At 72.9% G+C, this 12,357-nt stretch carries 13 protein-coding genes; 11 read left to right on the top strand and 2 right to left on the bottom strand.

Annotated elements, in window-relative coordinates; genetic code table 11:
- Nucleotide 1 precedes the first annotated feature (1 nt).
- Both ABTY15_RS10230 and ABTY15_RS10225 read right to left on the bottom strand, forming a co-directional pair.
- Nucleotides 2-376, bottom strand: a complete 375-nt coding sequence (locus ABTY15_RS10230; protein ID WP_350579221.1) for an RNA-binding S4 domain-containing protein — start codon at nucleotides 374-376, stop codon at nucleotides 2-4.
- 43 nt (nucleotides 377-419) lie between these two features.
- On the bottom strand, nucleotides 420-821 hold the full coding sequence (locus ABTY15_RS10225) for a VOC family protein (protein WP_350579219.1): 402 nt from the start codon (nucleotides 819-821) through the stop codon (nucleotides 420-422).
- Nucleotides 822-903: 82 nt separating this feature from the next.
- On the opposite strand from ABTY15_RS10225, the gene ABTY15_RS10220 reads away from it, so the two are divergent.
- The 11 genes from ABTY15_RS10220 to ABTY15_RS10170 all read left to right on the top strand — a co-directional run bounded on the left by ABTY15_RS10220 (nucleotide 904) and on the right by ABTY15_RS10170 (nucleotide 12,329).
- On the top strand, nucleotides 904-2,106 hold the full coding sequence (locus ABTY15_RS10220) for a methyltransferase (protein ID WP_350579216.1): 1,203 nt from the start codon (nucleotides 904-906) through the stop codon (nucleotides 2,104-2,106).
- 175 nt (nucleotides 2,107-2,281) lie between these two features.
- Complete coding sequence (gene argC / locus ABTY15_RS10215) at nucleotides 2,282-3,310, top strand: N-acetyl-gamma-glutamyl-phosphate reductase (protein ID WP_350579213.1); 1,029 nt, start codon at nucleotides 2,282-2,284, stop codon at nucleotides 3,308-3,310.
- Nucleotides 3,307-4,479: a bifunctional glutamate N-acetyltransferase/amino-acid acetyltransferase ArgJ gene (gene argJ / locus ABTY15_RS10210; protein ID WP_350579209.1), complete on the top strand. Its 1,173-nt coding sequence runs from the start codon at nucleotides 3,307-3,309 to the stop codon at nucleotides 4,477-4,479. Before argC ends, argJ begins: the two co-directional genes overlap by 4 nt.
- 88 nt (nucleotides 4,480-4,567) lie before the next feature.
- Nucleotides 4,568-5,443, top strand: coding sequence for an acetylglutamate kinase (gene argB / locus ABTY15_RS10205; RefSeq protein WP_350579715.1), 876 nt, complete (start codon nucleotides 4,568-4,570; stop codon nucleotides 5,441-5,443).
- Nucleotides 5,440-6,645 carry an acetylornithine transaminase gene (locus ABTY15_RS10200; RefSeq protein WP_350579207.1) on the top strand — a complete coding sequence of 402 codons (1,206 nt, stop codon included), beginning with the start codon at nucleotides 5,440-5,442 and terminating at the stop codon, nucleotides 6,643-6,645. Before argB ends, ABTY15_RS10200 begins: the two co-directional genes overlap by 4 nt.
- Before the next feature lie 23 nt (nucleotides 6,646-6,668).
- Nucleotides 6,669-7,217, top strand: coding sequence for an arginine repressor (locus tag ABTY15_RS10195; protein ID WP_153460079.1), 549 nt, complete (start codon nucleotides 6,669-6,671; stop codon nucleotides 7,215-7,217).
- A 159-nt stretch (nucleotides 7,218-7,376) separates the two neighbouring features.
- A complete protein-coding gene (argH, locus tag ABTY15_RS10190; protein WP_350579204.1) occupies nucleotides 7,377-8,807 on the top strand; it encodes an argininosuccinate lyase in 1,431 nt (476 codons plus the stop codon).
- Nucleotides 8,808-8,913: 106 nt separating this feature from the next.
- Nucleotides 8,914-9,183: a hypothetical protein gene (locus ABTY15_RS10185; protein WP_350579201.1), complete on the top strand. Its 270-nt coding sequence runs from the start codon at nucleotides 8,914-8,916 to the stop codon at nucleotides 9,181-9,183.
- Nucleotides 9,184-9,520: 337 nt separating this feature from the next.
- Complete coding sequence (locus ABTY15_RS10180; protein ID WP_350579198.1) at nucleotides 9,521-10,024, top strand: GNAT family N-acetyltransferase; 504 nt, start codon at nucleotides 9,521-9,523, stop codon at nucleotides 10,022-10,024.
- 554 nt (nucleotides 10,025-10,578) lie between these two features.
- Entirely contained in the window at nucleotides 10,579-11,604 is a 1,026-nt protein-coding gene (locus ABTY15_RS10175; RefSeq protein WP_350579196.1) for a methionine ABC transporter ATP-binding protein, read from the top strand.
- Complete coding sequence (locus ABTY15_RS10170; protein ID WP_350579192.1) at nucleotides 11,601-12,329, top strand: methionine ABC transporter permease; 729 nt, start codon at nucleotides 11,601-11,603, stop codon at nucleotides 12,327-12,329. The genes ABTY15_RS10175 and ABTY15_RS10170 overlap by 4 nt, the downstream gene beginning before the upstream one ends.
- Nucleotides 12,330-12,357 lie beyond the last annotated feature (28 nt).

Genomic DNA, 12,357 nt, shown 5'->3' with positions numbered 1-12,357 from the left:
CTCAGCGCCCGCGCAGCTGGTCCAGGTCGCGCCGCTCCCGCTTGGTCGGCCGCCCCGCACCCCGGTCCCGCTCGCCGGCCGTCGCGACGAACTCGCGCGGCGGCCGCGGCGGGCTGTTGTCGACGAGGCACTCCGCCGCCACCGCCGCGCCGACCCGCTTGCGGATCAGCTTCTGGACGACGACGACCCGCTCGTACCCCTCCTCGCGCACCCGCACCTCGTCCCCGGGTCGCAGCGACTGGGCGGGCTTGGCCCGCTCGCCGTTCACCTTGACGTGCCCGGCCCGGCAGGCGGCCGCCGCCAGCGCGCGCGTCTTGGCCAGCCGGACCGACCAGATCCAGCTGTCCACCCGCACGCTTCCCTCGTGTTCAGCCATCCCCGGAGCCTATCCCCGGCAGCCGGACGCCCGAAGGCGGACGTCAAAGCCGCGGCGCCTCCTGGACGGCCCAGCCGTTGCCGTCCGGGTCGTTGAAGAACACGAACGAGTTCCAGGCCTCGCCGTGCCCGTTCACCCGGACACCCGCCTCGAAGTGCTGCACCGGGCTGACCTCCACGCCCCGCGCCGCCAGCTCCGCGTGCGCCTTCTCGATGTCCGGCACCACCAGCTGGAGCCCCTTCACCGAGCCGGGCGGCGACTCGATCACCCCGGTGCCGACCACGATCGAGCACGCCGAGCCCGGGGGCGTCAGCTGCACCACCCGGACCCCGTCCCGGAGCCGGGTGTCGTGGTCGACCGTGAAGCCGGCCTGCTCCTCGTAGAACAGCTTCGCCCGGTCGACGTCCGACACCGGGACCACCACGACTTCGAGCTTCCAGTCCATCGCCCTCACCCCTCTCGCCGGGCCCTTCCAGTATCGGTCGCCCGAACGGAGGAGTCGCGCGGTCGGCTAGCCTGAGAGCACGATGAACCGCCTCAGCCCGCCCGCCGCCGCGACGCCCTTCACCACCCCGTGGGGAACCTTCGACCTCACCCGCCACCCCGAGGACCCGCGCGAGCGGCTGCGGGCCTGGGACGCCGCCGACGAGTACCTGCTGCGCCATCTCGCGGGGGAGACGGACAGCGCCGTCGGCGCCGCGACGGACCTCACCGACCGCCGGATCGTCGTCCTCGGCGACCGCTGGGGCGCCCTGACCACCGCGCTCGCCCCGCACCGGCCGGTCCAGATCGGCGACTCCCACCTCGGCCGGCAGGCCACGCTCGCCAACCTCGCCCGGGCCGGCGCCGAGCCCGACCCGGACCGGCTGCGCACCACCCGGGACACCCCGCCGGAGCGGATCGACGTCCTGCTGGTGCGCGTCCCCAAGAGCCTGGCCCTGTTGGAGGACCAGCTGCACCGGCTCGCCCCCGCCGTCCACCCCGGCACGGTGGTGGTCGGCGCCGGCATGGTCACCGAGATCCACACCTCCACGCTCGAGCTCTTCGAGCGGATCCTCGGGCCGACCCGCACCTCGCTCGCGGTCCGCAAGGCCCGGCTGATCTTCTGCACCCCCGACCCGGCCCTGGACCCCGGCCCCAACCCCTGGCCGCACCGCTACGCGCTGCCGGGCGACATCGGCCCCGCCTCCGGCCGCACCGTGGTCAACCACGCCGGCACCTTCTGCGCGGAGCGCCTGGACATCGGCACCCGCTTCTTCCTCGGCCACCTGCCGACCCCCGCCCCGGGCGCCCGGGTGGTCGACCTGGGCTGCGGCAACGGCGTGGTCGGTACGGCGGCCGCGCTCGCCGGGCCCGGCGCCGAGCTGGTGTTCGTCGACGAGTCGCACCAGGCGGTGGCCTCCGCCGAGGAGACCTTCCGGACCAACCTGGGCCCGGACGCCCCGGCCGAGTTCCTCACCGCGGACGCGCTGGCCGCGGACGTGATCGCCCCCGGCTCGGTGGACCTCGTCCTCAACAACCCGCCGTTCCACTCCCACCAGGCGACCACCGACGCCACCGCCTGGCGGATGTTCACCGGATCCCGGCGCGCGCTGAAGCCCGGCGGCGAACTCTGGGTGGTCGGCAACCGCCACCTCGGCTACCACGTCAAGCTGCGCCGTCTGTTCGGCAACTGCCAACTCGTGGCCGGCAACCCCAAGTTCGTCGTCCTCCGCGCGGTCAAGCGCTGAATCCGTCAGGGCTGCCGATCAGCGCCGCCGATCGGGGCCACCGGTCACGGTCAGCGGTCGAGGTCAGCGTCAAGGCGACGGTCGAGGCCACCCGCCCAGGGTGGCCTTTTCCGCATACTCCTTGCATGGATGTTCCGTGCTGCGTATATTCATGCCACGACTAAGGAGGAACGCCATGGCATTGCGAGTCGCCGTCGCCGGCGCGAGCGGATACGCGGGCGGCGAACTGCTGCGCCTGCTGCTCGGCCACCCGGAGGTGGAGATCGGGGCGCTGACCGGCGGCTCGAACGCGGGCACCAGGCTCGGCGCGCTTCAGCCGCACCTGATCCCGCTCGCCGACCGCGTCCTCGAACCCACCACCCCCGAGGTGCTGGCCGACCACGACGTGGTGTTCCTCGCGCTGCCGCACGGCCAGTCCGCCGCCGTCGCCGAGGCGCTCGGCGGCAATGTGCTGGTGGTCGACTGCGGCGCCGACTTCCGGCTGAAGTCCGCCGCCGACTGGGAGCAGTTCTACGGCTCCGCGCACGCCGGCACCTGGCCCTACGGTCTGCCCGAACTCCCCGGCCACCGCGCCGCGTTGAAGGGCAGCAACCGGATCGCCGTGCCCGGCTGCTACCCGACCGCGGTCTCCCTGGCGCTGTTCCCGGCGTACGCGGCGGGCCTGGCCGAGCCGGAGGCCGTCGTGGTCGCCGCCTCCGGTACGTCCGGCGCGGGCAAGGCCGCCAAGACCCACCTGCTGGGCAGCGAGGTGATGGGCAGCGTCAGCCCGTACGGGGTCGGCGGCGGCCACCGGCACACCCCGGAGATGGCGCAGAACCTCGGCCCGCTGGCGGGCGAGCCGGTCACCGTCTCCTTCACCCCCACCCTGGTCCCGATGCCGCGCGGCATCCTCGCCACCTGCTCCGCGAAGGCGAAGCCCGGGGTGACGGCGGAGGGCCTGCGCGCCGCCTACGCCGAGGCGTTCGCGGGCGAGCCGTTCGTCCACCTGCTGCCCGAGGGGCAGTGGCCGCAGACCAGCAGCGTCTACGGCGCCAACACCGCCCTGGTCCAGGTCGCCCTGGACACCACCGCCGGGCGGATCATCGCGATCAGCGCGATCGACAACCTCGTCAAGGGCACCGCGGGCGGCGCGGTGCAGAGCATGAACATCGCCCTCGGCCTCCCCGAGGAGCTGGGCCTTCCCGTGAACGGAGTCGCACCGTGACCAGCCCCCTGAACACCGGAGTGACGGCGGCCAAGGGCTTTCGCGCCGCCGGGGTCACCGCCGGCATCAAGGCCTCCGGCACCCCGGACCTCGCCCTGGTGGTCAACGACGGCCCCTCGTTCGCCGCGGCCGGCGTCTTCACCTCGAACCGGGTCAAGGCCGCGCCCGTGCTCTGGTCGGAGCAGGTCCTCAAGGGCGGCCTGGTGTCCGCCGTCGTCCTCAACTCCGGTGGCGCCAACGCCTGTACCGGCCCGCTGGGCTTCCAGGACACCCACGCCACCGCCGAGAAGGTCGCCGCGGAGCTGAACCTCAACGCGGGCGAGGTGGCCGTCGCCTCCACCGGCCTGATCGGCCAGCGCCTGCCGATGGACGTGCTGCTGCCGGGCGTCACCCTGGCCGCCGGCGAGCTCAGCCCGACCGGTGGCGAGGCCGCCGCGGTCGCCATCAAGACCACCGACACCGTCCACAAGACCGCCCAGGTCACCAGCCCGGCCGGCTGGACGGTCGGCGGCATGGCCAAGGGCGCGGGCATGCTCGCCCCGAGCCTGGCCACCATGCTGGTCGTCCTCACCACCGACGCCGACCTGGACGCCGCCGCCCTGGACGCCGCGCTGCGCGGCGCCACCCGCACCACCTTCGACCGGATCGACTCCGACGGCTGCATGTCCACCAACGACACCGTGCTGCTGCTGGCCTCGGCCGCCTCCGGGATCGTCCCCGACCGGGCCGAGTTCGCCGAGGCCGTCCGCACCGTCAGCGCCGACCTGGCCCGCCAGCTGATCGCCGACGCCGAGGGCGCCAGCAAGGACATCCGGATCGACGTCGTCGGCGCCGCCGCCGAGGACGAGGCCGTCGACGTGGCCCGGACGATCAGCCGCAACAACCTGCTCAAGTGCGCCATCCACGGCGAGGACCCCAACTGGGGCCGGGTGCTGGCGGCGATCGGCACCACCGCCGCCGTCTTCGACCCCGACCGGCTGGACGTGGCCATCAACGGGGTCTGGGTCTGCCAGAGTGGCAGCGTGGGGGAGGACCGCGACCTGGTGGACATGAGCGGCCGGGAGGTCGTCATCACCGCGAACCTGAACGCCGGTACGGCGAGCGCGTCGCTGTGGACCAATGACCTCACCGCCGACTACGTCCACGAGAACAGCGCCTACTCCACCTGAGCCGCGACATCCGTTCCGACAAGGGAATCCCGTGCAGATCGCACCCAAGGGCGAACAGGCCCGCAACAACACCGCGTTGCCCAAGGCCATGACGCTGATCGAGGCGCTGCCGTGGCTGGAGCGCTTCCACGGCAAGACCGTCGTCATCAAGTTCGGCGGCAACGCCATGGTGGACGACGACCTCAAGGCGGCCTTCGCCCAGGACGTCGTCTTCCTCCGCTACGCCGGGCTGCACCCGGTCGTGGTGCACGGCGGCGGCCCGCAGATCAGTGCCCAACTGGACAAGCTCGGCCTGGAGTCCAGCTTCACCAACGGTCTGCGGGTCACCACCCCGGAGACCATGGACGTGGTCCGGATGGTGCTGGCCGGCCAGGTGCAGCGCGAGCTGGTCGGCCTGCTCAACGGGCACGGCCCGTTCGCGGTCGGCATGACCGGCGAGGACGCGCACACCATGACGGCGGTCAAGCGGTACGCGGTGGTGGACGGCGAGCAGGTCGACATCGGCCTGGTCGGCGACATCGTCAACATCGAGGCGGGCGCGGTGAAGGCGCTGATCGCGGACGGCCGGATCCCGGTCATCTCCTCGATCGCGCGCGGCGCCGACGGCCACGTCTACAACATCAACGCCGACACCGCGGCCGCCGCCCTCGCGGTCGCGCTCGGCGCCGAGATGCTGGTGGTGCTGACCGACGTCGAGGGTCTGTACAAGGACTGGCCGCACTCCGACGACGTGATCAGCCAGCTCAGCGCGGGTGAGCTGGAGGAGCTGCTGCCCGGCCTGGCCAGTGGCATGCTCCCCAAGATGGAGGGCTGCCTGCGCGCCGTCCGCTCCGGCGTGGGCACCGCCCGCGTACTGGACGGCCGGGTGCCGCACAGCCTGCTGCTGGAGATCTTCACCGACGAGGGCATCGGCACGATGGTCGTGCCGGACGACGAACCGACCGTGACCGGGGGACTGGCATGACCGCGAACGAGCAGCTCACGCACCGGTGGCAGCACACCTTCACCGACAACTACGGCACCCCGCGGATCCCGCTGGTGCGCGGCGAGGGCAGCAAGCTCTGGGACGCCGACGGCAAGGAGTACACCGACCTGCTCGGCGGCATCGCCGTCAACGCCCTCGGCACCGCCCACCCGGCGGTGGTCGCGGCGGTGACGAAGCAGATCGCCACCCTCGGCCACGTCTCCAACCTCTTCATGGCCGAGCCGACCATCGCCCTCGCCGAGCGGCTGCTGACGCTGGACGGCCGCGAGGGCGGCCGGGTGTTCTTCTGCAACTCCGGCGCCGAGGCCAACGAGGCCGCGTTCAAGATCAGCCGGCGGACCGGCCGCACCCACCTGGTCGCCCTCCAGGGCGGCTTCCACGGCCGGACGATGGGCGCCCTCGCGCTCACCGGCCAGCCCGCCAAGCAGGAGCCGTTCCGCCCGCTGCCCGGAGACGTCACGCACGTCCCGTTCGGCGACGTCGAGGCGCTGCGCGCGGCCGTCACCACCGAGACCGCGGCGGTCTTCCTGGAGCCGATCCAGGGCGAGAACGGCGCGATCCCGCTGCCCGACGGCTACCTCAGGGCGGCCCGCGAGATCACCCGGGCCACCGGCACCCTGCTGGTCCTGGACGAGATCCAGACCGGCGTCGGCCGCACCGGCCACTGGTACGCCCACCAGGCCGTCGAGGGCGTCGAGCCGGACGTGGTCACGCTCGCCAAGGCGCTCGGCGGCGGGCTGCCGATGGGCGCGGTGCTCGCCTTCGGGCCGGCCGCCGAACTGCTCACCCCGGGCCAGCACGGCACCACCTTCGGCGGCAACCCGGTGGCCGCGGCGGCCGGGCTCGCGGTGCTGGACACCATCGAGGCGGAGGGCCTGCTGGAGCACGTCCGCAAGCTCGGCGAGCGGCTGCGGCACGGCGTCGAGGCGATCGGCGACCCGCTGGTCTCGCACGTGCGCGGCGCCGGCCTGCTGCTCGGCATCGTCCTCACCGAGCCCGTCTCGGCCAAGGTCCAGGCCGTCGCGCAGGAGGCCGGGTTCCTGGTGAACGCCGCCGTCCCGGACGCCGTCCGGCTCGCCCCGCCGCTGGTGCTGACCGAGCAGGAGGCGGACGCCTTCCTCGCGGCCCTGCCAGGGATCCTCCGGACGGTGCGCGAGAGCGCCCCGGCCGATGCGAGCTGACCGCGGTCCGGGAGAATAATCACATGACCGCTTCCAACTCCGGCCAGTCCGCCGCCGGCCCGACGCCGCAGGTGCCGCAGACCCGCACCGCGCGCCACCGGCGGATCGTGGACCTGCTCACCCGCCAGCCCGTGCGCTCGCAGAGCCAGCTCGCCAAGCTGCTCGCCGACGACGGACTCGTGGTCACCCAGGCCACCCTCTCCCGGGACCTGGACGAGCTGGGCGCGGTCAAGATCCGCAACCGGGACGGCGCGCTGATCTACGCCGTCCCGGCCGAGGGCGGCGACCGCACGCCGCGCGCGCCGATGGGGGAGTCGGCCAGCGAGGGCCGGATGGCCCGGCTGGCCGGCGAACTCATGGTGTCGGCGACGGCCTCCGGCAACCTCGTGGTGCTGCGCACCCCGCCGGGGGCCGCGCAGTTCCTCGCCTCGGCGATCGACCAGGCCGAGGTGTTCGAGATCATCGGCACCATCGCCGGCGACGACACCGTCCTGCTGATCAGCCGGGACCCGGCCGGCGGCCAGGCCCTCGCCGACCACCTCATGCAACTCGCCCAGGCGAAGGCGCAGTAGCGCCACAGGGCGGGTCTGACACCGCCCAGCACCCCGAAGCCCCGGCCGGTGGAGCGATCCGCCGACCGGGGTTTTGTGTTTCATACGGCTTGGTGCATACTTATGCCGAACACCGTAAACCTGTACGACCCGTGAGCAGTGCAGTGAGGAGCCAACGCGATGACCGCCGACGCTGACCAGCCCGCCGACGTCCGCCTCTGGGGCGCGCGCTTCGCCGACGGCCCGTCCGAGGCGCTGGCCAGGCTCTCCGCCTCGGTCCACTTCGACTGGCGCCTCGCGCCGTACGACATCGCCGGCTCCAAGGCCCACGCCCGGGTCCTGCACAAGGCCGGCCTGCTCTCCGACGAGGAGCTGGCCGGCATGCTGGAGGGGCTCGACCGGCTGCTCGCCGACGTCGAGGCGGGCACCTTCACCGGCACCGTCGCCGACGAGGACGTCCACACCGCCCTGGAGCGCGGCCTGCTGGAGCGCCTCGGCGCCGAGCTCGGCGGGAAGCTGCGGGCCGGGCGCTCGCGCAACGACCAGATCGCCACCCTGTTCCGGATGTACCTGCGGGACCACGCGAAGATCATCGGCGGCCTGCTGCTCGACCTCCAGCACGCCCTGGTCGGGCTGGCCGAGGCGCACCCCGACACCGCGATGCCGGGCCGCACCCACCTCCAGCACGCCCAGCCCGTGCTCTTCGCCCACCACGTCCTCGCGCACGTGCAGGCCCTCGGCCGGGACGCCGAGCGGCTGCGCCAGTGGGACGCCCGTACCGCCGTCTCGCCGTACGGCTCCGGTGCGCTGGCCGGTTCCTCGCTCGGCCTCGACCCGCAGGCCGTCGCCGCCGACCTCGGCTTCGAGGGCGGCTCGGTCGGCAACTCCATCGACGGCACCGCCTCGCGCGACTTCGTCGCCGAGTTCGCCTTCGTGACCGCGATGACCGGCATCAACCTCTCCCGGATCGCGGAGGAGGTGATCATCTGGAACACCAAGGAGTTCGGCTTCATCACGCTGCACGACGCCTTCTCCACCGGCTCCTCGATCATGCCGCAGAAGAAGAACCCGGACATCGCCGAGCTGGCCCGGGGCAAGTCCGGCCGCCTGATCGGCAACCTGACCGGCCTGCTGGCCACCCTCAAGGCCCTGCCGCTCGCCTACAACCGGGACCTCCAGGAGGACAAGGAGCCGGTCTTCGACTCCTGCGACACCCTGGAGGTGCTGCTGCCGGCCTTCACCGGGATGATGGCCACCCTCACCGTGCACCGGGAGCGGCTGGAGGAGCTGGCCCCGGCCGGGTTCTCGCTCGCCACCGACATCGCCGAGTGGCTGGTCAAGCAGGGCGTGCCGTTCCGGGTGGCGCACGAGGTGGCCGGCGCCTGCGTCAAGGTCTGCGAGGCGCAGGGCATCGAACTGTCGGACCTGACGGACGAACAGTTCGCCTCGATCTCCGGACACCTGACGCCCGAGGTCCGCTCGGTGCTGAGCGTGCACGGCGCCATCGCCGCCCGCAACGGGCGCGGCGGCACCGCTCCGTCGGCGGTCGCGGTCCAGCTCGCCGAAGTGAAGGCGGACCTGGCGCGGCAGCAGGAGTGGGTCCAGGGGTGACCCTGGGTCGGCATCGGAGGGGCGTGGCGGGTGACCGCCGCGCCCCTTTCCGTTGCGCGCCCCCGGCCGGGCGTAACCGGGCCCGGTCCGGCCCGTCATGCACGGTGTGTGCACCACCCTTCCGACCGCCCTTCCGCCCGTCCCCTCCGCCGAGGACGTGTACCTCGCCGAGTACCGCCGCCGCGCGGTCCGCGCGGCCGTGGCCGGCCTGCCGGGCCGCTGCCCGCAGCTGGTCGCCGCCCTCATCGAGGACCCGCCGCCGAGCTACCGCGAGCTCTCCGAACGCCTCGGCATGCCGCGCGGCTCCATCGGTCCCACCCGCTCCCGCTGCCTGGCCTGTCTGCGCGCGCTGCTGAACGCCGAGCGGTACCCGTGAACCCCGCGTGACACCGGTCCGCCGCTCGCCCCAGGCCCCCGCCGCGCGGCCGCCCCGCCGGGTGACCCTGCTCACGCCGAACCTCCGGAAGGTTGAGAGCAGCTGACACGCGGGTAGAGCGCTGGCGAACGTAGAGCTCTTGACGGTGCCGCGATCACTCGGATACTGAGCGTGAGCGCGTCGCCGTCGGCCCGGGGCGTTTCCGGGCCGTACGGCTGGTACGTTCGTGCGCCACCCCCGGTCAGGGCAGATCCCCGGCCGGGACACCTCCGGCAGGGCATCCGGTGCGGCACCCTCACGTTTGCGCGCCGGGCACGACGATGGGGAGGCCCCAGCAATGGGCATGAGCGTGATCATCTCGGCGGCGGACGCCGAGGACACGGAGCAGATCCTCAAGCTCCAGTACCTCGGTTACCAGGCCGAGGCGGAGCTGTACGGCGACTGGGCGATCGAGCCCCTGACGCAGAGCCTGGAGAGCCTGCGCGCCGAACTGGCCGAGCAGCACGTCCTGGTGGCCCGCCTCGGCGACGAGGTGGTCGGCGCGGTCCGCGGCCACCTGGACGACGAGGGCGTCGGCCGGATAGGGCGCCTGGTCGTCCACCCGCGGATGCAGCGGCACGGCCTCGGCGGGCGGCTGCTGGACGCGCTGGAGCGCCGCCTCGCCGAGGACGGCCGCCCGCTGACCTCCTACCGCCTGTTCACCGGCCACCGCAGCCTCGGCAACCTGCGCCTGTACGCCCGCCAGGGCTACCAGCAGACCTCGGTCGAGCAGGTCAGTGAGCGGTTGAGTTTCGTGCACCTGGAGAAGTCCGCGGTGGAGCCGCTGGCCGCCACCGCCTGACCCTTCCGGGACGTTTCGGTACGTCCCACCGAGCCTCACCCCGCCTCGGCGCCGCCACCATCCGGACATTCCGGTGGCGGCGCCGAGGCGTATCCCCGCTGGTCACAGCGATATCCGTCCGCATTGCGGACAGCGGTCCCAGTTAATTGGGCGCATATCGGCCCATCTGATTTACTGGCTCACATGACTGCGACGACGAAATGGACCCCCACCGGCACCATGCCGGCAGGTGAGCGTGCCATGTGTCGTCGAATGTGTCACTGCTGAGGGCCACCGTCCCTTCCTCGCGCCCCGAAGCGAGACCCCCGGCGCCGCTCCCGTCCGTGTGAGCGCGCCCAGCCTGCCGCACCCCCTCCCTCCGCCTGCCCGCGTCCGGGCCGGTGGTTCTTCCCGATGACTCGTCAGGGCCGCGCCGTCGCGCGGCCCGGCCGCCCGGCGGCCGCGATCAAGGGGTGGCAGGTCCTGATCCCCCCTGGCGAAGCGCCGTGCCCGTCGCCGACCGCAACCCGGTCGAGCGGCCGGCCGCCGCCCGCCCCCGACCCACGGAAGCAGCTGTGATCACCACCACGGACCTCACGAAGGTCTACCGCTCCCGAGGCCGCGAGGTGACCGCCCTCGCCGGTGTCGACCTGCACGTCCGCCCGGGCGAGGTCTACGGAGTCGTCGGCACCAGCGGCGCCGGCAAGTCCACCCTCATCCGCTGCGTGAACATGCTGGAGCGCCCGACCTCCGGCACCGTCACCGTGGACGGGGTCGACCTCACCGGGCTCTCCGGCGGCGAGAACCGGGCCGGCCGGGAACTGCGCGAGGCCCGCCGCCGGATCGGCATGGTCTTCCAGCACTTCAACCTGCTCGCCTCGCGGACGGTGCAGCAGAACGTCGAACTCCCGCTGGAGATCATCGGCCTGGACCGCACCCAGCGCCGCCGCAAGGCCGCCGAACTGCTCGACCTCGTCGGGCTCGGCGACAAGGCCGGCAGCTACCCCAACCAGCTGTCGGGCGGTCAGAAGCAGCGCGTCGGCATCGCCCGCGCCCTGGCCGGCGACCCCAAGGTGCTGCTCTCCGACGAGGCCACCTCGGCGCTCGACCCGGAGACCACCCGCTCGATCCTCAAGCTGCTGCGCGACCTCAACCAGCAGCTCGGCCTCACCGTCCTGCTGATCACCCACGAGATGGACGTCATCAAGACCGTCTGCGACTCCGCCGCCCTGATGCGCGGCGGCCGGGTGGTCGAGTCCGGCGAGCTCACCGACCTGCTGGCCGAGCCCGGCTCGGAGCTCGCCCGGGAGCTGTTCCCGCTCGGCGAGTTCGGCACCGGCCACCCCGGCTCCACCGTGCTGGAGATCACCTTCCAGGGCGACACCTCCGCCCAGCCCTTCGTCTCCCAGCTCGCCCGCACCTACCAGATCGACATCAACATCCTCGGCGCGGCGGTGGAGACCATCGCCGGCCGGCTGGTCGGCCGGATGCGGGTCGAACTGCCCGGCAGCCGGCACGACAACGTGGTGCCGATCGGCTACCTGCGCGAGCAGGGCCTCCAGGTGGACGTACTCGGCGCGGCGGACGGAGCGGTGGCATGACCTGGGACCAGATGTGGGCCCTGATGGGCCCGGCCACGCGGGAGACCTTCCAGATGGTCGGCGTCTCGACCGTCCTCACGGTGCTGCTCGGCCTGCCGCTGGGCGTGCTGCTGGTGCTCACCGACAAGGGCGGCCTGCTGGCCAACCGGGTCGTCAACAAGGCCATCGGCTTCGTGGTGAACCTCGCCCGCTCGGTGCCGTTCATCATCCTGATGATCGCGCTGATCTCCTTCACCCGCTGGCTGGTCGGCACCTCCATCGGCTGGCAGGCGGCCACCGTGCCGCTCACCATCGGGGCCATCCCGTTCTTCGCCCGCCTGGTCGAGACCTCCATTCGCGAGGTCGACCGCGGCCTGGTCGAGGCGGTCCAGTCGATGGGCGGCAGCAGCTGGACGATCGTCCGCAAGACCCTGCTCCCCGAGGCGCTGCCCGGCATCGTGGCCTCGGTGACCACCACGGTCATCACGCTGATCAGCTACTCCGCGATGGCCGGCACCGTCGGCGGCGGCGGCCTCGGCACCCTCGCCGTCAACTACGGCTACCAGCGCTTCGAGACCGCCTTCATGTGGGTCATCGTGGCCGAGCTGGTGATCATCGTCACCGCCGTCCAGCTGCTCGGCGACCACGCCGTGCGCCGGCTCGCCAACCGCGGCCGCACCGGCGGCCGGACCAGGCTGCTCGGCCGCACCCCGGCCGCCCCCGACGAGGATCTCGTCGCCCCCTAGACCTACCCCGTCCGACTCCGGACGCGGC

It is taken from the genome of Kitasatospora sp. NPDC097643 (assembly GCF_040302625.1).
Classification (GTDB): Bacteria; Actinomycetota; Actinomycetes; order Streptomycetales; family Streptomycetaceae; genus Kitasatospora.
The sequence above is the reverse complement of the archived record's forward strand: the minus strand, read 5'-3'. Positions and strand labels throughout refer to the sequence as shown.

Excerpts from the sequence above, each read along its gene's own strand:
- ABTY15_RS10195 (WP_153460079.1), top strand. The coding sequence starts at position 6,669 with ATGACCGCTTCCAACTCCGGCCAGTCCGCCGCCGGCCCGACGCCGCAG.
- ABTY15_RS10225 (WP_350579219.1), bottom strand. The coding sequence starts at position 821 with ATGGACTGGAAGCTCGAAGTCGTGGTGGTCCCGGTGTCGGACGTCGAC.
- ABTY15_RS10220 (WP_350579216.1), top strand. The coding sequence starts at position 904 with ATGAACCGCCTCAGCCCGCCCGCCGCCGCGACGCCCTTCACCACCCCG.
- ABTY15_RS10180 (WP_350579198.1), top strand. The coding sequence starts at position 9,521 with ATGGGCATGAGCGTGATCATCTCGGCGGCGGACGCCGAGGACACGGAG.
- argC (WP_350579213.1), top strand. The coding sequence starts at position 2,282 with ATGGCATTGCGAGTCGCCGTCGCCGGCGCGAGCGGATACGCGGGCGGC.
- argH (WP_350579204.1), top strand. The coding sequence starts at position 7,377 with ATGACCGCCGACGCTGACCAGCCCGCCGACGTCCGCCTCTGGGGCGCG.
- argB (WP_350579715.1), top strand. The coding sequence starts at position 4,568 with ATGACGCTGATCGAGGCGCTGCCGTGGCTGGAGCGCTTCCACGGCAAG.
- ABTY15_RS10230 (WP_350579221.1), bottom strand. The coding sequence starts at position 376 with ATGGCTGAACACGAGGGAAGCGTGCGGGTGGACAGCTGGATCTGGTCG.
- ABTY15_RS10170 (WP_350579192.1), top strand. The coding sequence starts at position 11,601 with ATGACCTGGGACCAGATGTGGGCCCTGATGGGCCCGGCCACGCGGGAG.
- ABTY15_RS10200 (WP_350579207.1), top strand. The coding sequence starts at position 5,440 with ATGACCGCGAACGAGCAGCTCACGCACCGGTGGCAGCACACCTTCACC.